General features: G+C 47.8%; 21 protein-coding genes and 1 pseudogene. 12 read left to right on the top strand and 10 right to left on the bottom strand.

Features of this window, described 5'->3' with window-relative positions; genetic code table 11:
• Positions 1-156 precede the first annotated feature (156 nt).
• The 5 genes from L9P36_RS15935 to nrdH form a co-directional block, all read right to left on the bottom strand.
• Positions 157-1,278, bottom strand: a complete 1,122-nt coding sequence (locus tag L9P36_RS15935; protein WP_435532792.1) for a substrate-binding periplasmic protein — start codon at positions 1,276-1,278, stop codon at positions 157-159.
• 317 nt (positions 1,279-1,595) lie between these two features.
• Positions 1,596-2,549, bottom strand: a complete 954-nt coding sequence (gene nrdF, locus L9P36_RS15930) for a class 1b ribonucleoside-diphosphate reductase subunit beta (RefSeq protein WP_237468684.1) — start codon at positions 2,547-2,549, stop codon at positions 1,596-1,598.
• A gap of 60 nt (positions 2,550-2,609) precedes the next feature.
• Positions 2,610-4,727 (bottom strand): class 1b ribonucleoside-diphosphate reductase subunit alpha, encoded by a 2,118-nt coding sequence (gene nrdE, locus L9P36_RS15925; protein ID WP_237468611.1) that lies wholly within the window; start codon positions 4,725-4,727, stop codon positions 2,610-2,612.
• Positions 4,720-5,130, bottom strand: coding sequence for a class Ib ribonucleoside-diphosphate reductase assembly flavoprotein NrdI (nrdI, locus tag L9P36_RS15920; protein WP_237468610.1), 411 nt, complete (start codon positions 5,128-5,130; stop codon positions 4,720-4,722). The genes nrdE and nrdI overlap by 8 nt, the downstream gene beginning before the upstream one ends.
• Positions 5,127-5,351, bottom strand: coding sequence for a glutaredoxin-like protein NrdH (nrdH, locus tag L9P36_RS15915; RefSeq protein ID WP_237468609.1), 225 nt, complete (start codon positions 5,349-5,351; stop codon positions 5,127-5,129). Before nrdH ends, nrdI begins: the two co-directional genes overlap by 4 nt.
• A gap of 165 nt (positions 5,352-5,516) precedes the next feature.
• Here nrdH and L9P36_RS15910 point away from each other — a divergent pair, with 165 nt between their 5' ends.
• Genes L9P36_RS15910 through L9P36_RS15885 form a run of 6 tightly spaced genes read left to right on the top strand, consistent with a single transcriptional unit; the run spans position 5,517 to position 11,072 of the window.
• Positions 5,517-5,888 (top strand): iron-sulfur cluster assembly accessory protein, encoded by a 372-nt coding sequence (locus L9P36_RS15910; RefSeq protein ID WP_237468608.1) that lies wholly within the window; start codon positions 5,517-5,519, stop codon positions 5,886-5,888.
• Between the two features lie 2 nt (positions 5,889-5,890).
• Positions 5,891-7,360: a Fe-S cluster assembly protein SufB gene (sufB, locus tag L9P36_RS15905; protein WP_237468607.1), complete on the top strand. Its 1,470-nt coding sequence runs from the start codon at positions 5,891-5,893 to the stop codon at positions 7,358-7,360.
• An 18-nt stretch (positions 7,361-7,378) separates the two neighbouring features.
• Complete coding sequence (sufC, locus tag L9P36_RS15900; RefSeq protein WP_237468606.1) at positions 7,379-8,125, top strand: Fe-S cluster assembly ATPase SufC; 747 nt, start codon at positions 7,379-7,381, stop codon at positions 8,123-8,125.
• Positions 8,100-9,380: a Fe-S cluster assembly protein SufD gene (gene sufD, locus L9P36_RS15895; protein ID WP_237468605.1), complete on the top strand. Its 1,281-nt coding sequence runs from the start codon at positions 8,100-8,102 to the stop codon at positions 9,378-9,380. Before sufC ends, sufD begins: the two co-directional genes overlap by 26 nt.
• A gap of 43 nt (positions 9,381-9,423) precedes the next feature.
• Positions 9,424-10,665, top strand: coding sequence for an aminotransferase class V-fold PLP-dependent enzyme (locus L9P36_RS15890; protein ID WP_237468683.1), 1,242 nt, complete (start codon positions 9,424-9,426; stop codon positions 10,663-10,665).
• A complete protein-coding gene (locus L9P36_RS15885; protein WP_237468604.1) occupies positions 10,662-11,072 on the top strand; it encodes a SufE family protein in 411 nt (136 codons plus the stop codon). The genes L9P36_RS15890 and L9P36_RS15885 overlap by 4 nt, the downstream gene beginning before the upstream one ends.
• Before the next feature lie 91 nt (positions 11,073-11,163).
• On the opposite strand, the gene L9P36_RS15880 is transcribed toward L9P36_RS15885, so the two are convergent.
• From L9P36_RS15880 to L9P36_RS15870, 3 genes are read right to left on the bottom strand one after another with little or no spacing between them, the layout of a single operon-like run.
• Positions 11,164-11,832, bottom strand: a complete 669-nt coding sequence (locus L9P36_RS15880) for an isochorismatase family protein (protein ID WP_237468603.1) — start codon at positions 11,830-11,832, stop codon at positions 11,164-11,166.
• A 9-nt stretch (positions 11,833-11,841) separates the two neighbouring features.
• Positions 11,842-12,558, bottom strand: a complete 717-nt coding sequence (locus tag L9P36_RS15875) for an NUDIX hydrolase (RefSeq protein ID WP_237468682.1) — start codon at positions 12,556-12,558, stop codon at positions 11,842-11,844.
• A gap of 26 nt (positions 12,559-12,584) precedes the next feature.
• Positions 12,585-12,905 carry a hypothetical protein gene (locus L9P36_RS15870; protein WP_237468602.1) on the bottom strand — a complete coding sequence of 107 codons (321 nt, stop codon included), beginning with the start codon at positions 12,903-12,905 and terminating at the stop codon, positions 12,585-12,587.
• On the opposite strand from L9P36_RS15870, the pseudogene pncB reads away from it, so the two are divergent.
• A pseudogene (gene pncB, locus L9P36_RS15865) lies at positions 12,904-14,136 on the top strand (nicotinate phosphoribosyltransferase); the annotation flags it as partial. The gene L9P36_RS15870 and the pseudogene pncB overlap by 2 nt on opposite strands.
• A gap of 147 nt (positions 14,137-14,283) precedes the next feature.
• Here the strand turns inward: pncB and L9P36_RS15860 are convergent.
• Together L9P36_RS15860 and L9P36_RS15855 are read right to left on the bottom strand one after the other, a co-directional pair.
• A complete protein-coding gene (locus L9P36_RS15860) occupies positions 14,284-14,637 on the bottom strand; it encodes a tRNA-binding protein (RefSeq protein WP_237468601.1) in 354 nt (117 codons plus the stop codon).
• A gap of 189 nt (positions 14,638-14,826) precedes the next feature.
• Complete coding sequence (locus L9P36_RS15855; protein WP_237468600.1) at positions 14,827-15,870, bottom strand: LacI family DNA-binding transcriptional regulator; 1,044 nt, start codon at positions 15,868-15,870, stop codon at positions 14,827-14,829.
• A 222-nt stretch (positions 15,871-16,092) separates the two neighbouring features.
• On the opposite strand from L9P36_RS15855, the gene L9P36_RS15850 reads away from it, so the two are divergent.
• The 5 genes from L9P36_RS15850 to L9P36_RS15830 all read left to right on the top strand — a co-directional run bounded on the left by L9P36_RS15850 (position 16,093) and on the right by L9P36_RS15830 (position 20,663).
• Positions 16,093-16,539, top strand: a complete 447-nt coding sequence (locus L9P36_RS15850; RefSeq protein ID WP_237468599.1) for a PTS sugar transporter subunit IIA — start codon at positions 16,093-16,095, stop codon at positions 16,537-16,539.
• 89 nt (positions 16,540-16,628) lie between these two features.
• Positions 16,629-16,916: a PTS sugar transporter subunit IIB gene (locus L9P36_RS15845; RefSeq protein ID WP_237468598.1), complete on the top strand. Its 288-nt coding sequence runs from the start codon at positions 16,629-16,631 to the stop codon at positions 16,914-16,916.
• A 15-nt stretch (positions 16,917-16,931) separates the two neighbouring features.
• Entirely contained in the window at positions 16,932-18,188 is a 1,257-nt protein-coding gene (gene ulaA, locus L9P36_RS15840) for a PTS ascorbate transporter subunit IIC (protein WP_237468681.1), read from the top strand.
• A 324-nt stretch (positions 18,189-18,512) separates the two neighbouring features.
• Positions 18,513-19,487, top strand: coding sequence for a TerC family protein (locus tag L9P36_RS15835; protein WP_237468597.1), 975 nt, complete (start codon positions 18,513-18,515; stop codon positions 19,485-19,487).
• Positions 19,488-19,775: 288 nt separating this feature from the next.
• On the top strand, positions 19,776-20,663 hold the full coding sequence (locus L9P36_RS15830) for a DUF5718 family protein (RefSeq protein ID WP_237468596.1): 888 nt from the start codon (positions 19,776-19,778) through the stop codon (positions 20,661-20,663).
• The last annotated feature ends 12 nt before the right edge of the window (positions 20,664-20,675 follow it).

Here is a 20,675-nt window from a genome sequence, read left to right as displayed (position 1 = left end):
GAGAAATCTGAGGCTGGCGTATATTGATTTGTTTATATGTATTGGTCAAAACCGTGCTATTCGGTGTTTTAGCGGATTACCATACACTTCAGCGTGAATGTTGTGATTTATCTGTTGATTGAGATTGAGTGAGCGGGTCTTAATTCTTTTTATCAGTCACTTCTCCGCAAAATAATCAATCAGCGTTTTGTGCCAGTCGCTGGATTCGCGAATGTGCAGTAGGGCGCGGTTGATCTCTTCTTTACTGGGATGATTTTCCAACATAATAAAGCCGTAATTTTGCTTCTCTAGCTGGTAAGGAAGCACTTGCAAATGGGTGTAGAGTCCTTGGTTTTCGCGGCTACCTATCATGTATTTTAAGACCACATCATCGGCAACAGCGGCTTTAATCTCGCCTTGTTCAAGAGCAAATAGCAGCGCTTCCATGGAATCAAAGGTTTGGTGGCGAATGCCATAGTTGGTGAGAAATTGCGAGGCCGTGGTTGAGGTTTTCGCGCCGACGGCAATGGTGGCGAGATCGCCAATTCCTTTAATTTGTGCGTTACTTTGCTCAAGGGTCAGTTTACTAGCCAAAAGTGCGGTGATGCTGGCCACAAAAAGCATGGTGATCACCGACATGAGCACAGAGCACACACGTGCCACAATGGATTTAAATTCAAAGAAATTAAAGGGGCCGCGGGTAATAAACAAAAGGCCCACAATAAACACTTCAAAGCCGCGGGCAATGCCATTTTTAGAGGTATAAAGTCGCGCATTTTCGCGATGTTCAAGCAAATAGAAAAAGGTGCCCACAAGCGCGGCCGCTGCAAACACACCACCAATGACTAGCCACAGTGTGCCGTGCGATAAGATGGACCAAAAGGTGCCGGCATAGCCCTGTTTTTTCACCGCAATGGCGAGATGAGTTTCATAAAAGGAGTGGGAAAAATCGGCGAAAATTTCGCGTTCAGGGGTAATGGAGATACAAGAGACGCCAATATCAATCTGCTTTGTTTGAATCGCTTGAAGTAGCTCTCCCAGCGGATAGTCAATGAGCTCATACTCTGCCTCCATATTGGCGGCAATATTATCCCACAGTTCTAAACTAAGGCCACTTAGCGCAGAATCCGTTGCGCCAATAATAAAGGGCGGGCAGTGGTAAATGCCGACTTTTAAAGGCGTGTTTAAGGCTAGCTTTGCAGTTAGATTCTCGCCGTTTTGGCTAGCCTGAACTGATTGCCAAGGTATGATCAGCAGCAGAATAAATCCGAGCATCCAATTGTGAAATATTAACTGCAGTGCATTGTGCTTGGCACACGGATTTACGAGCGCGCTGCTCGTTATCATTTGTGATTTGTAATTTGTGTGGTTAAGTGCGCTCAGTGAGCCACTGACCATGACGGCTCCTTAAACCATGAGATTAGCGTTGGTTTTTCGTGTTTGCGTTATCTTTTTATCTGATCCTAGCAGGCATTTGGATCGGTCAATGTTCGAAGCTGAGAAACATATGAATCAAATATTCGAACTGATTTTAATTAATTGAAATGTAAGAAAAGCCGACGTTGATCGGCTTTCACTAGGAGTTGGTCTACATTGAGGTAAAAATTTTCTGGGAATTAGAAATTCCAATCTTCATCTTCCGTTGCGATGGCTTTGCCGATGACATATGAGGAGCCAGAGCCCGAGAAAAAATCATGATTTTCATCGGCGCTCGGTGACAGTGCCGCCATGATTTCGGGACTGACTTGGCATAGCTCATCAGGAAATAATGGCTCAAAGCCTAAATTCATCAATGTCTTATTGGCGTTGTAATGCAAAAAGCGTTTTACATCTTCAGTCAGTCCAACGCCATCATAAAGCGTCTCGGTATAAAGACACTCCAGTTCATACAATTCAAAAAGTAGGGCGTAAGCTTGCTCTTTGAGGTTTTGCTGTTGCTGCGTTGAAAGCTGTTGGTTCGCACGTTGAAATTTATAGCCGATGTAATAACCATGCACGGCTTCATCGCGAATAATAAGGCGAATTAAATCTGCAGTGTTGGTTAATTTTCCGCGACTTGACCAATACATGGGTAGATAAAAGCCAGAGTAAAATAGAAAACCTTCAAGATAGACGCTGGCGATTTTCTTTTTCAGTGGATGCGCCTCGCTGAGGTAGTCATTTAAGATCAGTTGCGCTTTTTGCTGCAGCAGATCGTTTTCTTTGCACCAACGAAAAGCTTCATCAATTTGCTGTGTGCTGCAAAGCGTTGAAAACACAGACGAGTAACTACGCGCATGCACCGCTTCCATAAAGGCGATATTGCTTAAAACCGCTTCTTCATGAGGTGTTTGTGCATCTTGCATCAGTTTGGGGGCGCCAACCGTATTTTGAATGGTATCGAGCAGGGTTAACCCCGTAAATACGCGAATGGTTAGCTGCTGCTCTTCATTTGAAAGCTGCTGCCATGCTGGAATATCGTTGGAGAGCGGTACTTTTTCTGGCAGCCAAAAATTACTGGTTAAACGGTTCCAAATTTCTAAATCCTTTTCATCCTGCAGCCGATTCCAGTTAATGGCTTCAATCGCCATAGAACCATGGGCACCGTCTTGGTGCCCACTATCAAGATAGTGTTGAGACATTTCTATTCCTTAAAGTGAGCAAGAGACGCACCCTTCAACTTGGGTACCTGCCAGCGCTTGTTGGCGTAATCGAATGTAATAGAGGGTTTTGATCCCTTTTTTCCATGCGTAAATTTGCGCTTTGTTAATATCGCGGGTGCTGACCTCATCGGTAAAAAACAAGGTTAATGAGAGGCCTTGATCCACATGCTGGGTCGCAGCGGCATAGAGATCGATAATGGCGTAGGGGCCAATCTCATAAGCGTCGCGAAAATAGGCTTGGTTATCTTGGTTGAGATAGGGCGCTGGATAATAAACGCGGCCGATTTTTCCCTCTTTTCGAATCTCAATTTTTGCGGTAATTGGATGAATAGAGGCGGTGGCATCATTGATATAGCTGATGGAGCCAGTGGGCGGAATCGCCTGAAGGTTGCGATGATATAGCCCGTGGCGCATCACTTTTTCTTTGAGCGCGAGCCAATCTTGCTGGTTGGGCAGGGTTATGCCAGCGCGCTGAAACAGCGTTGTGACTTTTTCTGTGCAAGGTAAAAAAGATTGACTGCAATAGCGCTCAAAAAATTGCCCCGATGCATATTGCGAATCTTCAAAGCCAGCAAATCGGCTGTTGTGCGCTTGGGCAATTTGATTGGAGCTGGTCAAGCAGTAAAAGAGCACTGCCGCAAAGTAGCTATTGGTAAAATCGAGTGCTTCTTTGCTGTCATAGTGAATATGCTCACGGGCTAAATAGCCGTGTAAATTCATTTGTCCCAAACCAATGGCATGGCTGCGATCATTGCCTAATTTCACCGATGGCACGCAATGCATTTCGCTCATTTGTGATACTGCCGTTAGCGCCCGCACCGCCACATCGACGCTTTGTCGGATGTCGCCACCATCCATCACTTTCGCAATATTGAGGGATCCTAAATTACAGGAAATATCTTGCCCAATGTGTTGATAGTCTTGGTTTTCCTTGTAAGTAGATGCTTCGTTCACTTGCAAGATTTCAGAGCACAGGTTTGACATGGAAATGCGCCCAGCAATGGGATTGCTGCGGTTTACTGTGTCTTCAAACATCAAATAGGGATAGCCAGATTCAAATTGAATTTCCGCGAGGGTCTGGAAAAACGCACGGGCATTGATTTTGGTTTTGGCAATGCGGCTGTCATTGACCATCTCATGGTAGTGCGTGGTGATATCAAGCTCCGACATCGGCTGGCCATAAATGCGCTCGATATCGTAGGGCGAAAATAGATACATCGCTTTGTTTTCTTTGGCGAGGGTAAAGGTGATATCTGGGATCACCACGCCCAGGCTCAGCGTCTTGATGCGAATTTTTTCATCGGCATTTTCACGTTTGGTATCTAAAAAACGCAGGATATCTGGATGGTGCGCATGCAAATACACAGCTCCAGCCCCTTGTCTTGCGCCCAGTTGATTGGCGTATGAAAAGCTATCTTCAAGCAGTTTCATCACCGGAATCACGCCGGAAGATTGATTCTCAATTTTTTTAATCGGCGCTCCTGCTTCGCGTAGATTGGTTAAACAAAGTGCAACGCCGCCACCCCGGCGAGACAGTTGCAGCGATGCATTAATTGCCCGGCCGATACTTTCCATATTGTCTTCGATGCGCAGCAAAAAGCAGGAGATCAGCTCGCCTCGGTGCTTTTTACCGGCGTTTATAAAGGTCGGCGTTGCAGGCTGAAAGCGGCCACTGAGTATTTCATCCATAAAATTAAGCGCTGATTGCTGATCCCCTCGCGCCAAATACAAAGCGGTCATCACTACGCGGTCTTCAAAGCGCTCGAGGTAGCGTTTGCCATCACGGGTTTTTAGCGCATAGCTGGTGTAGAACTTATAGGCACCAAGAAAGGTTCGAAAGCGGAATTTGTACTCATAGGCTTGATGCCAAATCTGCCTTAGAAAATCCTGATCATAGGCAAGAAGCGTGGCCTCATCGTAATAGTCTTCACGGACTAAATAGTCCAATTTCTCAGCGAGATGATGGAAAAACACGGTGTTTTGATTGACGTGCTGCAGGAAAAATTGGCGAACGGCTTGGCGATCCGCATCCAGCTGCATTTGGCCCTGTTGGTCGACCAAATTCAGCATGGCGTTGAGGGCATGATAATCCAATGATTCACTCATGGTGATGTCCATATTGTTGAAGAAAAGCGCTGATCCCATGGTCAACGCGTTGCTGATCTTGAGCGGTGCCTGAGAGCTCAAATCGATAGAGCAGCGGCACTTGGCATTTTGCTGCAATGATCTGCCCTGCACGGGCAAAGTGCTGGCCAAAGTTACGATTGCCACTGCCAATGACCCCCACTAAATAGCGACGAATCTGGGCTTGATTGAGGGTTTCGATGACCGCTTTGGGGACCGCACCTTGCCCATCCCCATCGGCATAGGTTGGGCAGATCAAAATAAAGGGCTGATTGACTTGCTGCGCCTCAAGTGGTGCATCAATGGGGATGCGAATTGCAGGGTGTGTCAGTTTGTCGATAAAACGCTGCGTATTTCCTGAGGCACTGGAGTAGTAGAGGATCATGCGACCAGTCGTCGAATCATATCGGGTCGAAAACCTGACCAATGATCGGGGCCTGCAATCACCACGGGAAGTTGGCGATAACCCAGAGCTGCAACTTGCGCTTTGGCGTGTGGGTTTTGGTTTAAGTCAATGAGTTCATAGGCGATCCCATGGCGATCAAAGGCCTTCTTAGTGGCTTCACATTGCATGCATTGCTGGGTCGAATAAAGCGTAACTTCCATTATAACCTCCAAATGATAATCATTTACAATAAAGCACAAGATGTAGTATCGGATCAAGCTATCAGAGCAATATGTTGATTCAATACCCTATCCCACATAGCATGCGTGGTTGATATTGAGTTGATAATAATTATCATTCGTTAACATAAATAAAGGGGATGGATGATGAGTAAAGACCAATCTTTGCAGCAATCCGCGTCTCTTTCTGAGATGCAATGGCAGGGGCTGACCCTGACACCTGCTGCAGCGAAACAGATATCAAAATTAACCGCGCAAAATGCGCTTCATTTTCACCTTTCAGTGCGGGTTTCTGGTTGTACGGGCTATGCCTATGTGGTGCAACTTATCGAAAAACCTGAACCGGTTGATTTGAAATATGAATCCCAGGGCTGCACGTTTTACGTGGCATTAGCCGCAATGCCCTTTGTTGACGGGACAGAAGTTGATTTTGTTCGCCAAGGTCTTAACCAGACCTTCATCTACCACAATCCACAGGTCAAAAATGCGTGTGGCTGTGGTGAAAGTTTTGGAGTTTAGCCATGTGTGCAGTTGAAGTTCAGCCAGAAGTCGAAGCACTGGTGACGCAAAGCCATTACAAGGAAGGGTTTTATACCGAAGTTGAAAATGACACCCTTGCGGTGGGCATTAATGAAGCTGTGGTTCGCGCCATTAGCGCGAAACGAAATGAGCCCGAATGGATGCTCGAGTTTCGTTTAAAGGCTTATCGAATATGGACCCAAATGAGTGAGCCACATTGGCTCAAAGCCGATTATCCCAGCCTTGATTATCAAAAATTTAGCTATTATTCAGCGCCAAGCTGCGCCGCTTGCGATGTGCCTTCATCGGGTGAGCAAGATGGCAGTAATGATTTTCTCACCGAAGAGGTGGAAGCCGCCTTTGAGGCCTTAGGCGTCCCGGTGCGTGAAGGGCAAGAGATTGCTGTTGACGCCATTTTTGACTCGGTGTCAGTGACCACGACTTACCGCGATGAGTTAAAAACGCTAGGTATTATCTTTTGCTCCTTTAGCGAAGCTATTCAAGATTACCCAGAGCTTGTGCAGCAGTATTTAGGGCGCGTTGTTCCTCCTGAAGATAATTTCTTTGCGGCATTAAATGCGGCGGTTGCCTCTGATGGCACCTTTGTTTACGTGCCGCCAGGCGTGCGCTGTCCACGTGAACTCTCCACCTATTTCCGTATTAACCAAGCGAAAACGGGTCAGTTTGAACGCACCATCTTGATTGCTGATAAGGGCGCATACGTCAGCTATATCGAAGGTTGCTCTGCGCCGATTCGCGATAGCTATCAACTTCATGCTGCGGTTGTAGAGGTGATCCTTCATGAACAAGCGGAAGTGAAATACTCCACGGTGCAAAACTGGTATCCCGGCGATAACGACCAGCAAGGCGGGATTTTGAACTTTGTGACTAAGCGTGCGCTGTGTGAGGGTGACCATAGCAAGATGTCATGGACGCAGTCTGAAACGGGCTCAGCCATTACATGGAAATATCCCAGCGTCATTCTTAAAGGGGATCACTCAATTGGTGAGTTTTTCTCTGTCGCATTGACCAGTGGCACACAGCAAGCCGACACGGGTACCAAGATGATTCATATCGGCAAAAATACCCGTTCAACCATCATTTCTAAAGGGATCTCCGCTGGCCGCAGCGAAAACAGTTATCGCGGTATGGTCAAGGTGCTTCCACAAGCCATTGGCGCCCGTAATTTCACGCAATGTGACTCCATGCTCATCGGCAGTGAATGCGGCGCGCACACATTCCCAACCATTGATGTTCGAAACGCAAGCGCGCAGGTCGAGCATGAGGCCACGACCTCGCGAATCGGTGAAGAACAACTCTTCTATTGTGTGCAACGTGGCATCAGCGAGGACGATGCTATCTCTATGATTGTCAATGGATTTTGCAAAGACGTCTTTTCCGAGCTTCCACTGGAATTTGCAGTTGAAGCACAAAAACTTCTGTCCATCAGCTTAGAGCACAGCGTGGGCTAGCCATTGCGAGGTAAAACAATGCTAGAGATTATCGATTTACATGTCTCTGTTGAAGACAATGCCATTTTAAAAGGGATTAACCTGACGGTAAAACCAGGCGAAGTCCATGCCATTATGGGTCCCAACGGCTCAGGTAAAAGTACCCTTTCTGCCACGCTCGCAGGTCGCGAGGAATATCAGATCGAACAGGGCGAGATTCGTTTCTATGAGCAGGATTTAACTGACCTTGATGCGCAAGAGCGTGCTGGCGAGGGGGTCTTTTTAGCCTTTCAATATCCTGTCGAAATTCCAGGTGTCAGTAATAAATTGTTTTTACACACTGCGCTCAATGGGATTCGCGATTACCAAGGGCAAGCGCCCATTGACCGATTTGATTTTGACGACCTGCTTGCTGAAAAAATGGCACTGCTGAAAATGCCAGAAGATTTGATGCAGCGCGCCGTGAATGAAGGTTTTTCTGGCGGTGAGAAAAAGCGCAACGACATCTTACAAATGGCGGTGTTAAGCCCACGTCTGTGCATTTTGGATGAAACGGACTCAGGGCTAGATATTGACGCCTTAAAAGCTGTTTCCGAAGGGATTAATGCACTGCGAGATGGCAAGCGTTCCTTTATTTTGGTGACCCATTACCAGCGCATTTTAGATTATGTAAAACCTGATTTTATCCATGTGTTATCACAGGGGAAAATTGTCAAATCTGGCGATCATACTCTGGCGAAAACTCTAGAGGAGAAAGGCTATGGCTGGATCACTGAGCAGCAATAAAGCGCAAATGCAGCCGCTAGCATCGCTCGAACAGCTGGTGGCTCAGTCTGCATCATACGTATGGCAGCAAGCGGCAGCGCAAAAGTTATTTGAGCAGGGGCTGCCCGAGCGACGAGCGCCGCAATGGCAACACACCTCGCTAAGCGATCTGCTTGTCTCGCCTATTCATCCATGCGTGTCGCAAACCTTAAACCATGATTTATTTGCGCAGTTGAACTTACCCGTTGATGGTTATCGATTGGTCTTTTTCGATGGCCAGTATCAAGTGCGTTTATCGGATTGGATTTCACATGCCAAGGTAACCGTGCTAAATGAGCTGGATGATCTGCAAGGGCAGAGCTTGCGTGATGCCATTTCAGAGGATGCACTGAGTCTATTGGTGGACGCCGTCGCGACGGCGGGCGCTTATATTCAGCTGCCATCCGAGAAAACATTGGATAAGCCGATTTACCTTATTCATATCAACTCAGGCAATTGCGGTGAAATGTGTGCCTATCGACACCATGTATGTTTGCATGCGGGGGCAAAGGCCACGGTGATTGAGCATCATTTGTCCCTTAATGGCAGTGGTGGCGCGAGTGTGTCGCGTTTGACCATGGATTTAGCCAAGGGCAGTCATTGCGATCATATTAAGTTGGTAGAAGCTGGCGAAAATCAGCAGCATTTTGCGCACAATGATATTCAACTCGCGGCATCGGCATCTGCGAAAAGTCATCTATTTTTGCTTTCTGGCAAGCTGATTCGCCACCAAACCAGCAGTCGCCTTGCAGGTGAAAATGGCAATGCGTCGATGAATACATTGGCCTTGCCGATTGGCACTCAGCGTATTGAAACGCGAACCTTGCTTGAGCATCAAGCGGCGCATTGTGAGAGCGAGCAGCTGCATAAGCTAATTGGTCAAGGTCAAAGTCAAAGTGTTTTTGATGGCATGATTTGGGTGAGCCCTGATGCGCTTAAGACCAATGGTCAAATGGACAATCACAATCTTTTGCTGAGCGAAGATGCGCGTATTTTATGCCAGCCGAAGCTTGAGATTTACGCCGATGATGTGAAATGTAGCCATGGCGCAACCACAGGGGAAATTGATCCAGAGCAGCTGTTTTATCTGCAAGCACGTGGCATTGAGCGCCGTCAGGCAGAGCAAATGCTGATCCATGCATTTGCTGCTGATGTGGTACTCAGCATGAACCATGACAAGGTCCGTGAGCATGTGCTGGCGCGCGTCACGGAGCTGCTGGGAGGTGGTGATGCTTGAAATGAGTGCTGTGGCGAATAGCAGCAAAGATGGGGCGCTTGAGATGACCCCCATCGAACAAGCGTTTGATGAAAATCCATGGCGACAGCAGTTTCCTGTCCTTGCTCAGCAGGTGCATGATCAGCCGCTGATCTATCTTGATACTGCAGCGTCAGCGCAAACCCCAGCGGTTGTGATTGAGCGTATGCAGCACTTCTATCAGCACGAATATGCCGCGGTGCACCGCGGCATTCACCATTTGAGTGCCGTAGCGACTGAGCGCATGGAAGCAGTACGCGCTCAGGTTGCACAGTTTATTGGTGCGCAAAGTGAGCGAGAGATCATCTTTACCAAAGGTGCGACGGAAGCGATCAATTTAGTAGCGCACAGCTTTTTGCCTGAACAAGCCAAAGCTGGAGATGAAATCATCATCACCGAGATGGAACACCACGCCAATTTGGTGCCTTGGCAAATGCTTGCTCAGCAACTGGATTTAACCCTGCGAATTTGGCCGGTCAATACAATGGGCGAACTGGCCATCTCCGATCTTAAACCCCTGCTCAATGATAAAACCATATTGCTTGCCATGACTCAGGTGTCCAATCTATTGGGAGCTCATACACCTGTGACTGAGGCCTGTGATTTAGCGCATCAACAAGGGGCGGTGGTGTTGGTGGATGGCGCGCAAGCTGTGGCTCACCAAGCGGTGAATGTCGAGCAGCTTGGCTGTGATTTCTATGTATTTTCAGGCCATAAACTTTACGGTCCAACGGGCATTGGTGTGCTCTATGCCAAAAGTGAGATGCAATCGCGCATGCGACCATGGCAAGGTGGCGGCGCGATGATTGGCCAAGTGACCTTGCCGCAGGGTACCACCTATGCACAAGCACCGTGGTGTTTTGAAGCGGGTACCCCTCATATCGCTGGGATCATGGGGCTTGGCAGTGCCATTGAATATGTTCAAGGCATTGGTCTTCAGCGCATCGCAGCCTATGAAGCTTACTGGATGGCGCAGCTTCGCCAGCAGTTAGCACAGATGCCGGAGATAGAGATCTATAGCCCGCAAGCGAGCAGCATATTGGCATTTAATGTGCGAGGTCAGCACGCTTACGATGTGGGCATGTTTCTCGATCAATTCGGTGTGGCTATTCGAACGGGTCACCACTGCGCTCAGCCATTGGTTGAGACATTCGATCAGCATGCCATGTGTCGCGTTTCTGTTGGGCTTTATAACGATCGCGCGGATCTGCAAGGCTTTGTCACGCATCTTAAACAGGTGTGTCAGCTACTGGGAGTATGTCAATGACGCCAGAAAAGATCACAACTAATTTTTCTCGCTGTATGGACTGGCAAGAGCGATATCAATATCTGATAGAGCTGGGTCAGCGATTTGCAACTATGGATGCCACGGATTGTACGCAAAACAAACGCATTGATGGCTGTCAAAGCCAAGTGTGGCTTGATTGTCAGCTAAACGCGCAGGGGCAAGTGGCTGTGCGCGCGACCAGTGATGCAGCCATTGTCAGAGGTCTACTCGCGCTTGTGATCATTGCCTATGACGGACAAACGCCAGCGCAAGCAATGCAATGGCCCATGGCGCAATGGTTATCTTCATTGGGTCTTGCGCAGCATCTAAGTCCAAGCAGAACGCAAGGTTTATATGCGGTGATTGAGGCGCTGCATCAGCAGCTGGCGAAGATGACTCAAGCTTAATCATTGGTGCTATGAACCTAGACAAAAAGCTCCTCGCGGGCTTTTGTTTTATTGCTTTGTATTGCGCGTATGCGGCTGTTATGTGCTCGAATTAAGCCAGATGTGACATCAGTGCTTGGTGGTTTTCAATGACCACAACGCCGATGTTTTTGAACTCGGTGATCAGGGCGTCATTGTTTTCAGGAAAGACGGCGCGAGTCGCAGCGAGGTTTAAAATCACGCGAAAATTGGCTGCGATGAGCTGCTCCACGGATTTTTTCACGCAAAAATCAAAGGCGAGACCGCCGATGATTACGGTATCAATCTGCTGCGCACGCAAGTATTCAATGGCGCCCGTAGAGCGCGTATCCGCTTGATCATGATAAAGCGCGCCATAAGGGTGCGCGTTGCCATCCAAACCTTTGTTGATCTGAAAATCATAATCGAGCACGGCAGGTAATCCCGGCAGTAGCTGCGCGCCTTGGGTGCCGATAACGCAGTGTACGGGCCATTTCACATCCACTTCCGGCAGCCCCACAGGGGTGAGGACTTGCTCCGATGATTGCGCTTCCCAAGCTGCGCCCGGTGGGTGCATATCCCGTGAAACCAGCTTAATTTTGCCATGGCGATGATTAGCTAAAAGCTCAGGCACAATCTCTAACGCGCCTTGCACAGGCAGCTCAAGTGGGCACAGTTCGCTAAAGCCCTGCTGGGGGTCGATATCGAGACTGGCCGTGTGGTTGGGATCAATGGCGATGGGCATGATATTCAGCGCTGTCATGAGCATTCCTTAGCCGCGCAGGCAGGTTTGAAAATAGGTTACCGTTTTTTCGCCCAGAGTATAGACCTGAGCGGGCTTGCCGCCTTTGCCTTTGTTACTGGAGGCCATCTTATTGGCACTGACGATCACGCCGGTATCAATCAGGCGGCGTTTGATACTCATACGATTTACCTCCACACCAAATTTCGCGTAGGCATCGATGATATCGGCGATCAAAAATTCCTTTTCCAGCGCAAATAGCACCACAGAGGTGTACTCCACGGCAGCGCGCAGTTTTTTCCACGCCAGTTCAATGAGGGCTTGGTGGTCAAAGGCCAGCGGCTGCTCTCCACGCAGAATATTGGCGAGCGCAAACCAAGTGAGTTTGTCATCACTGACCCCAGCATCATGCACTTGCTCAACGTTCGCTTGGTTGAGCAGGGCATAGTGAGCAATGGTGACACTCCAACCCTTGGGGTCGCGTTTGGGATTCCCATCAACCATGGGCTCACTGATGTAATGGGGGTAGGTGTGTATTTTTTGTCGGCAAATTCGGCGGCGTGCACCGTCAAAATCTTGGTCGGCAGTATCACCACCAAAGGCAGTCATATCTTGATCAAATACGAAGCCGCCAGGGATCGCCCACATACCGCATTGTGGGCGGTCTGGGTTGGAGCGCTTCATCAATAGCACTTCCAGTCCTTGCTTGCCGAGGCGAAGGCAAATCATGTCGATGGTGACAATCATGGTTTTACTCTTCTTCAAAATCCTGCCTATACCATAACCGCATCGGCTAAAAGGTCAAGGGTTATAAACAACTTGTTTGTAACTAATTTCATCCCATTGAGCGAAAGTTTAATGGATACTTTCGCATGAACAATGAAGAGATATCGAGGATAAAGGGTTGAAAGATGAAAGAAACATCCACCAGCATTTGTACAAAGAAAAAAGGCTGCCAGCGGGTGAGGGTAAGGAACAAAAGTTGACAAACTGGTCGTGCTTGGATATTGTTTTGCCTCAAGTAACAAACAAAATGTTACTAACCTGATGTCTGGGGCGATTAAAATGACCAGATAACTAGAAGGAAGATGCATGAACACAGCACTTTTTGACGACACCATCATTCAGAACTTGATGGATCTGGATGTATATAAAATCAACATGATGAATGCGGCGCACAGTCTGTATCCAGACGCCATGGTTCGCTATGAGTTGATTGTACGTGCGGATGAAGACTTGAGTGATTTGCTTACTGAAGTCCGTCAAGAAGTGGATAAGTTGGCCTTCTATCATTTTTCAGATGATCAGTTGCACTACCTCGAAAAGGTTGCGCCCTATCTTTCTCGCTCATTTCTTAATAGCCTGCGCTATTTCAAATTGGATCCACAGCGCCAAGTGCAAATTGGGATCGGTCAAAACAGCAAAGGTCAGCGTCAGCTGAAAGTGTCTATTCGCGGTAGCTGGAAAGATGTCATCCTTTATGAAACCTTGGTGATGAGCATTATCTCTGAGGTACGCAACCGTCGCCGCTGGGCTGATCTACCGGTTGAACATTTTCGCCAAGTATTGGCCAATAAGGTGAGTTGGTTAAAAGGCCAATTGGCTGAACGTGGGATCACCAATTTCCGTTTTTCTGAAATGGGTACCCGCCGCCGTTTTAGCGCCAGTGTACACCGTGACGTGTTGGATTATCTCAATCACCAAATTCCTGATTTATTGCTTGGCACCAGTAATTACCATCTCGCTCGTGAAATGAATCTGACGCCCATCGGTACTGTGGCCCATGAGTGGTTTATGGCGCACCAAGCTTTTGTCAATGTTCGCGACTCGCAGCGTGTTGCGCTGGAGCAGTGGCACCAATATTTTGGTGGCGCTTTGGGCATTGCACTGACCGATACCATTGGCATCGACGCCTTCTTGCATGATTTTGATCAGCGCCTATCGAAAGCTTACGACGGTGTGCGTCATGACTCAGGCTGTCCGATCACTTGGGGGGAGCAGATGATTGCGCATTACCAGCAGATGGGCGTCGACCCACTTGAAAAAGTATTGGTCTTTACTGATGCTTTAGATTTTGAGCGCGCCTTAGAAATCTGTGAGCACTTTGCCGGTCGTATTCAAGTCAGCTTTGGTATTGGTACCTTCCTTACCAGCGATATGGGTGAGTGGTATAACGCTCAAGGTGAAGCCTATAAGCCGTTATCTATCGTGGTGAAAATGGCTGAATGTAATGGTCTACCTGTGGCTAAGATCAGCGATGAGCCACAAAAAGCCATGTGTGAAGATGGTAGCTTTTTAGCCAATATTAAACAGCGTTTTGGTATTGCCGCGTAAGCAAACAGCGAACTCAGATTGAAATGAAAAGCCAGCGAATGCTGGCTTTTTTGATACTGGGGTGCTGCGAAACAGCTATTTATTTTCAGCGCGCTTATTTGTGTATTGTTCTGCGCTGAATGCCAACTGCTTTGGCAGTTATCCAGCGCGGGCACCGTTTGGCATCGGTGTTTCTGGACATGCAAGGCAAGGTTGCAGTTTGTCTTCATAACCGATATCAAACAGCATGCCCTGTGAAATCTCACCGGCCATTTTGCGATCTGGTAAATTGACCACAAATAGGGCTTGTTTGCCCTCAATCTCTTTGGGGTTCTCGCGCTCTTGTTTGATCCCCGCCAAAATGGTGCGCTGATGATCGCCAAAATCCACGGTGAGTTTCATCAGCTTGTCAGATTTGGCAACCTCACTGACTTCAACAATCAAACCGACTCGAATATCGATTTTGGCAAAATCATCAAAGCTAATGGGATCTTTAATTGGGGCGTGTTTCATCTATGTCTCTTGATTGGCGATGGCGCACATAGTACGTGCCTTAGTTAAGGCAGCTATTACGCGGTGGATTGATAGGCGACATGATAGCCGATTGCGAATGCGGCGTCGCTTACGCGCGGTGTATCGACATTGGCATGGTCGTTTGTTATTGCTTACAGATGACCCTTTTAAGCGTCAGTGGTGATGATATTAGAAGACACGCGCGTGACTGCTGGCCCTGCCTTTAATTGAAAAATGAATTTCGTGGCTGGTCATGGCCTCGGTTTGTTGATTGAGATGCTGACACAGTAGTTTGGCAGCTGATTTTCCCATGGCGTGATAATCAATGATTGCACTGGCAATCGGTGGATAGGTGTGCGCCAAAATAGGGGCATCTTCTAAACAGATAATCGCCATTTGTTCTGGCACTTTAAGGACGCGGCGTTGGCATTCAAAAAGAACGCCTAGCGCAATCTCAGCGTGGCTGCAAACCAGCGCATTTAAACTGGCCTGACGGAGTAAAAGCTTGGCTAAACCTTCACGACCAAATTCAGCGCTGGGGCGCTCATGGGTGGTATGGCTGTGATCTGGTGTGTAATAGTGCTTCAATAGTGCAGATTGCCAGCCTTGAAGCTGCTGCTGCAACATAGACAGTTGGCTACCAGCGCCAATAAAGCCAATTTGATCATAACCGTGCTCAATCAAATGGGTGGTTGCACCTTTGCCAATGGCGAAATGATCCACGCCAATGGTGGGATAGCGCGTATCCACATTGTATTCGCCCAATTTAAGTACCGGCACCTGGGCATTACTCAGCAGTTGGTGGGTTTGCATTGATTGCTGACAGCCATAGAGTAAGACAGCTGCTGGATGGTGCGCCATCAGTGCGCTGAGTAGGGTGTGCTCTTGTCCGGGCTCGCCATCGAAATATCCCAAAATGAGCTGATAACCGGCTTTGTTCAAATAGCGCTGAAAGCTGGGTAAAAAGGCGGCGGCGATAAATTCCATACCACTTGGCAGAAGGGCGATTACTGTATCGCTTTGTCCTGATGCTAAAGCGCCAGCGGCTTTATTGGGGATATAACCCAAGGTGCGAACCGCTTCTTCAATCTTTTCTCTGAGTTTTTCTGATACCGCATCGGGCGTGCGTAGCGCGCGCGACACCGTCATTGATCCTACGCCCGCATATTTGGCCACGTCAGCCAATGTCACTTTGCCTGTGCCTTTTCGTTTGCGTGTTGGTTCGTGGCTCATGGGGTCCTTCGTGCGAGGTGATGTGATCATGGGTTGCTCTGAGTGTACGGAATTTATGGGTGCTCAGCGCCGTTAAATTGGCGCGAAGGACTAAAAATGATAGCGCTATCACGATTTAATGATAGCGCTATCAGGTAGCGCTATCAAATGTGAGCTCGATCGTTTTTTGTTGTAACAAAGGGCGATACATTTGCGTCACTTTCTACGACAGAGACGTGAAACATGCTAAGCACGCTATTAACGCCAGACGTTATTTCTATTCACAAAAGTGCCGATGATTGGCGTGATGCCATTCAAAAATCATGCGCAGCATTGATTGCCAACGGCAGCATTGAACCAAGTTATGTGGATGCCATTTATGCATCGCATGAAGCCATGGGTCCTTACTATGTAATTGGCCCTGGGATGGCGATGCCGCATGCACGTCCTGAAAATGGTGTGAACCGTCTATCACTGGCATTGACCGTGATTGAAGAGGGCGTGAACTTTGATGCCGATGAAAATGATCCGGTGCATCTGTTGGTGACTCTGGCGGCAACCGATAGCAATAGTCATGTGGGCGCCATCGCTCAGTTAGCTGAGCTGTTTATGAATGAAGAACATGTTGCGCAGCTAATGCAAGCCAAAACCGTTGAACAGGTGATGGCAATTATCTCGCAATATCCGTAGCGATTTCATTTGAAATCAACGAATTAAAACTACAACACAATACCAATACATATTTCAACACACGAAAACGAACACAGAAGGTACGCATTATGAAAATCATGGTAGTTTGCGGTCACGGTTTGGGTACAAGCTTGATGATGGAGATGAGCATCAAATCAATCATCAAAGATTTGGCAGTGGATGCCTCGGTGGATCATATCGATTTGGGTTCAGCGAAAGGCACAGATTGTGACATCTTCATCGGTACCAACGATATTACAGATCAGTTGAAATCTCTGGGTGTCAGCCAACGCATCGTCAGCCTTGACAATATGGTTGATAAAAATGCGATGAAAGAGCGTCTATCCGTCGCACTACAAGAGCTTGGTGCACTATAAGGGGCCGCCATCATGATGGGATTTTTTAACTTTCTAATGAACGACGTGTTGTCAGAGCCTTCCGTATTGGTCGGCCTGATTGCACTGATTGGTTTGGTGGCGCAAAAGAAGCCTGCCACTGAATGTATTAAAGGCACGGTAAAAACCATTCTTGGTTTTATCATCCTAGGCGCAGGTGCGGGCTTGGTGGTGAACTCTTTGGGTTCATTTGCTGAGATCTTCCAAAACGCTTTTGGTATTACTGGCGTAGTGCCAAACAACGAAGCCATTGTGTCAATCGCGCAGAAATCTTTTGGTAAAGAGATGGCGATGATCATGTTCTTTGCCATGCTTGTGAACATTTTGATTGCACGTTTGACCCCTTGGAAATTTATCTTCCTCACTGGTCACCACACCCTATTTATGTCCATGATGGTTGCTGCAATCTTGGCAAGTGCGGGCATGAGCGGCGTGAAGCTGATTGCAATTGGCTCGCTGGTTGTGGGTAGCATGATGGTGTTCTTCCCTGCCATTGTTCACCCATATATGAAGAAAGTGACGGGCTCTGATGATGTAGCCTTGGGTCACTTCTCAACACTGTCTTATGTGCTGGCTGGTTTTATCGGTAGCAAATTTGGTAACAAAGAGCATTCAACTGAAGAGATGAATGTGCCTAAGAGCCTTCTATTCTTGCGTGATACGCCAGTGGCTATCTCCTTTACCATGGGTATTATCTTCATGGTGACTTGCCTGTTTGCCAACAAAGAGTTCTTGTTGACAGTAACAGGTGGCCAACACTGGTTCATGTTTGCATTGATGCAGTCCATTACCTTTGCTGGTGGTGTGTACGTGATTTTGCAAGGTGTGCGTATGGTTATTGCTGAAATCGTGCCTGCATTTAAAGGGATTTCAGACAAGCTTGTTCCAAACGCGAAACCAGCGCTTGATTGTCCAGTTGTATTCCCATATGCGCCAAACGCAGTATTGGTTGGCTTCCTAGCAAGCTTCTCTGCTGGTTTGGTGGGTATGGTTCTGCAATATTTGATGGGTCTAACCATCATTATTCCAGGCGTTGTACCACACTTCTTCGTGGGTGCAGCAGCAGGTGTGTTTGGTAATGCCACTGGTGGCCGCCGTGGTGCAATCTTGGGTGCATTTGCTCAAGGCTTGCTGATTACCTTCTTGCCTGTGTTCCTACTGCCAGTTTTGGGTGACCTTGGCTTTGCCAATACCACCTTTAGCGACGCAGATTTCGGCGCAGTTGGTATCCTTCTTGGTCTGATTGTTCGCTAATTTTCACTTGTTTCTCCCTACCTTACTAATTCAAGGCCTCTTTAGAGGCCTTTTTTGTTTCTTATCAATCAATTAATAGAAATGAAAATAATGTTTGTCAGGATTTAAGTGCCAGCGTATGATGGCCGCGATTGGGGAGTAGTCACCATCGGTCTAATTGTCGTCATCACGAAGTGCGCACACTTCCGGTAATTAGAGAGCACTATGCTTTGACGAGACCAACGCAAAGAAACCAGCGCCTTAACCTGCGTTGGTGTTGTTCTATGCGGAGGTAGCAAGGCATGGTTTCCACCTTCCTCCGCCTTTGTTTGACGGAGTGACCCTATGTCTCTTTTCGGCTATGAAGCTTTAGCCGTCATGACCCTACTCATGATAGGGCTTGATCTATTCCAGACCCGTGGCGGTCAAATTACCATTAAAAAAGCAGCGATCTGGAGTGTCTTCTGGTTTGCTTTGGCAATTGCATTTAACTTCGTGATTTATGCTTACTGGGACCAAGTGGCTCCAGACAGCACCTATCATGCCAAAGAAGCAGGCACTGCCTTTTTAACCGGTTATTTGCTCGAAAAATCCTTGAGTGTTGATAACCTCTTTGTCTTTGCATTGCTCTTTACCCAATTTGCAGTGCCAAGTGAGTTGCGTCCACGCGTACTGACTTGGGGTATTTTGGGTGCCTTGATTCTACGTGCCATTATGATTGGCGTCGGTGCTGAATTGCTCGAAACTTTCCACTGGATTTTGTACGTGTTTGGTGGCTTCTTGATCTACACCGGCTACAAATTGTGGCGTGAAGAGGAAGAAGATGAGCACAATGATGGCCCATCCTTGCCTGAGCGTTTGGTACGCAAGATTATGCCTGTGCTACCAGATTATGACGGTCACAAGCTTGTTGTACGTCGCGATCATAAATTGTTCGCAACCCCGCTGCTTGTTGTGGTGGTGGTGATCGCCTTTACTGACGTGATGTTTGCGCTGGACTCTATTCCTGCAATTTTCGCAGTGACCCGCGAACCTTACTTGGTATTGACTGCAAACGTGTTTGCATTGCTTGGCTTGCGCTCTTTGTACTTCGTGCTTGAAGGGATGTTGGATCGCTTCTGTTACTTGCGCCCAGCATTGGCGTTTATCTTGACCTTTATCGGTATCAAGATGCTGATGTCACACACCGCCTATGCGATCCCTACACTGGTCTCTTTGGCTGTGATTGTGGTGACCATTACCGTGGCCATCAGTGCTTCGCTTTGGGTGACCCGTAAGCAAGAGAAAAATGCTAAAGTGCAAGAAGAGAAACAAGCATAACCTGATAAGCACAAGTCATTTGCTTGTTTACAATGATTGAATCGAAAAGCGCAGCTTAGGCTGCGCTTTTTTTTGTACCGTAATTTTGCTGATTCAGCAGTTTGTATTCGTCTTTGTATTGGTATTGGCATTTGTATGAATGCGCTAATGGCATAGCGATAGACAAATATTCGCATGAAAAACGCGCATGAAAAATCGACAACCTGCACTGGTGGTATGATCTAGATATTGCCATCCGCCATTCGCTGTACTAGTTTGTTGGGCATTCCAGCGAATAAGGACATTACAATGCAATCCCTTCAATCCATGATGGTTTTCGGCGTTGCCGGCAATTTTGCAGGTCACCTTGAGCAAGCCGGCGAAGCCGCTGATTTTGCATCGGTACAAGTGGCGGAAAGCCACGCGCCCAAAGCGATGTTCCCAGTTTATTTACCAGCGCCACATGACTCGTTCTTGGCGACTTTCCCACTCACCCATAACGGGATTCTCTATCCGCAAGACAGTAGCGATCAGCTACAAATTGAGCCTGAAATTGGGTTATATGTCGAGATTACCTATGACAGCCAAGGTGCTATCAGTGCGCTTAAGCCGCAAGCCTTTGCTGCCTATAATGATTGCTCCATTCGCCGTCCCAATGCTCATAAAATTGCCGATAAAAAGAACTGGGGGCGCTGCTCAAAAGGGGTATCGGATACCACTATTGCCCTAGACTCATTCTCGAAAGCGGGCAATATCGATCACTATCGTATCGCTTGTTTTCATCATCGTGATGGACAGTGTCACGCCTATGGCATCGATTCGGCGGTTGCCGATTACAGCTACAACTATCAAAAGCTACTGGATTGGATGGTAACGCGCCTGAATACCCAGCCCGATCAAGGGCCGATGCATGACTTGGCATCGCTGATTGCATCTAGCCAGCGTCCAACACAAGCGCTCATCAGCATTGGTGCAACGCGCTATACGCCCTATGGCGAGCAGCATTTTTTACGTCCTGGCGATACCGCTGTGGTGGTGGTCTATGATGGTCGCTTGTATCAAGCGCAAGAGATTGCGCAAATGGCCGCGAGTTTAGAGTTTGCCGAGGAAGGGATTTCTGCGTTGATTCAGCCCATAGTGGCTGCCTTTCATGATGTTGCAGCGCAAGAAACCAAAGAAAAAGATGCCATTCTTTGAGCTTGATTTAAA

Source organism: Vibrio stylophorae (assembly GCF_921293875.1).
In the GTDB taxonomy this organism is placed as follows: Bacteria; Pseudomonadota; Gammaproteobacteria; order Enterobacterales; family Vibrionaceae; genus Vibrio_A; species Vibrio_A stylophorae.
Note: the sequence above shows the minus strand (reverse complement) of the source record. Positions and strands in the feature narration are given on the sequence as shown.

Coding starts and splice junctions, on each gene's coding strand:
- L9P36_RS15855 (WP_237468600.1), bottom strand. CDS start 15,870: ATGAGCCACGAACCAACACGCAAACGAAAAGGCACAGGCAAAGTGACA.
- L9P36_RS15845 (WP_237468598.1), top strand. CDS start 16,629: ATGAAAATCATGGTAGTTTGCGGTCACGGTTTGGGTACAAGCTTGATG.
- L9P36_RS15875 (WP_237468682.1), bottom strand. CDS start 12,558: ATGATTGTCACCATCGACATGATTTGCCTTCGCCTCGGCAAGCAAGGA.
- nrdI (WP_237468610.1), bottom strand. CDS start 5,130: ATGATCCTCTACTACTCCAGTGCCTCAGGAAATACGCAGCGTTTTATC.
- L9P36_RS15830 (WP_237468596.1), top strand. CDS start 19,776: ATGCAATCCCTTCAATCCATGATGGTTTTCGGCGTTGCCGGCAATTTT.
- L9P36_RS15885 (WP_237468604.1), top strand. CDS start 10,662: ATGACGCCAGAAAAGATCACAACTAATTTTTCTCGCTGTATGGACTGG.
- nrdH (WP_237468609.1), bottom strand. CDS start 5,351: ATGGAAGTTACGCTTTATTCGACCCAGCAATGCATGCAATGTGAAGCC.
- nrdF (WP_237468684.1), bottom strand. CDS start 2,549: ATGGCGATTGAAGCCATTAACTGGAATCGGCTGCAGGATGAAAAGGAT.
- L9P36_RS15890 (WP_237468683.1), top strand. CDS start 9,424: ATGACCCCCATCGAACAAGCGTTTGATGAAAATCCATGGCGACAGCAG.
- sufD (WP_237468605.1), top strand. CDS start 8,100: ATGGCTGGATCACTGAGCAGCAATAAAGCGCAAATGCAGCCGCTAGCA.
- L9P36_RS15835 (WP_237468597.1), top strand. CDS start 18,513: ATGTCTCTTTTCGGCTATGAAGCTTTAGCCGTCATGACCCTACTCATG.
- L9P36_RS15850 (WP_237468599.1), top strand. CDS start 16,093: ATGCTAAGCACGCTATTAACGCCAGACGTTATTTCTATTCACAAAAGT.
- L9P36_RS15860 (WP_237468601.1), bottom strand. CDS start 14,637: ATGAAACACGCCCCAATTAAAGATCCCATTAGCTTTGATGATTTTGCC.
- nrdE (WP_237468611.1), bottom strand. CDS start 4,727: ATGAGTGAATCATTGGATTATCATGCCCTCAACGCCATGCTGAATTTG.
- L9P36_RS15870 (WP_237468602.1), bottom strand. CDS start 12,905: ATGCATCTTCCTTCTAGTTATCTGGTCATTTTAATCGCCCCAGACATC.
- L9P36_RS15910 (WP_237468608.1), top strand. CDS start 5,517: ATGAGTAAAGACCAATCTTTGCAGCAATCCGCGTCTCTTTCTGAGATG.
- L9P36_RS15880 (WP_237468603.1), bottom strand. CDS start 11,832: ATGACAGCGCTGAATATCATGCCCATCGCCATTGATCCCAACCACACG.
- sufC (WP_237468606.1), top strand. CDS start 7,379: ATGCTAGAGATTATCGATTTACATGTCTCTGTTGAAGACAATGCCATT.
- ulaA (WP_237468681.1), top strand. CDS start 16,932: ATGGGATTTTTTAACTTTCTAATGAACGACGTGTTGTCAGAGCCTTCC.
- sufB (WP_237468607.1), top strand. CDS start 5,891: ATGTGTGCAGTTGAAGTTCAGCCAGAAGTCGAAGCACTGGTGACGCAA.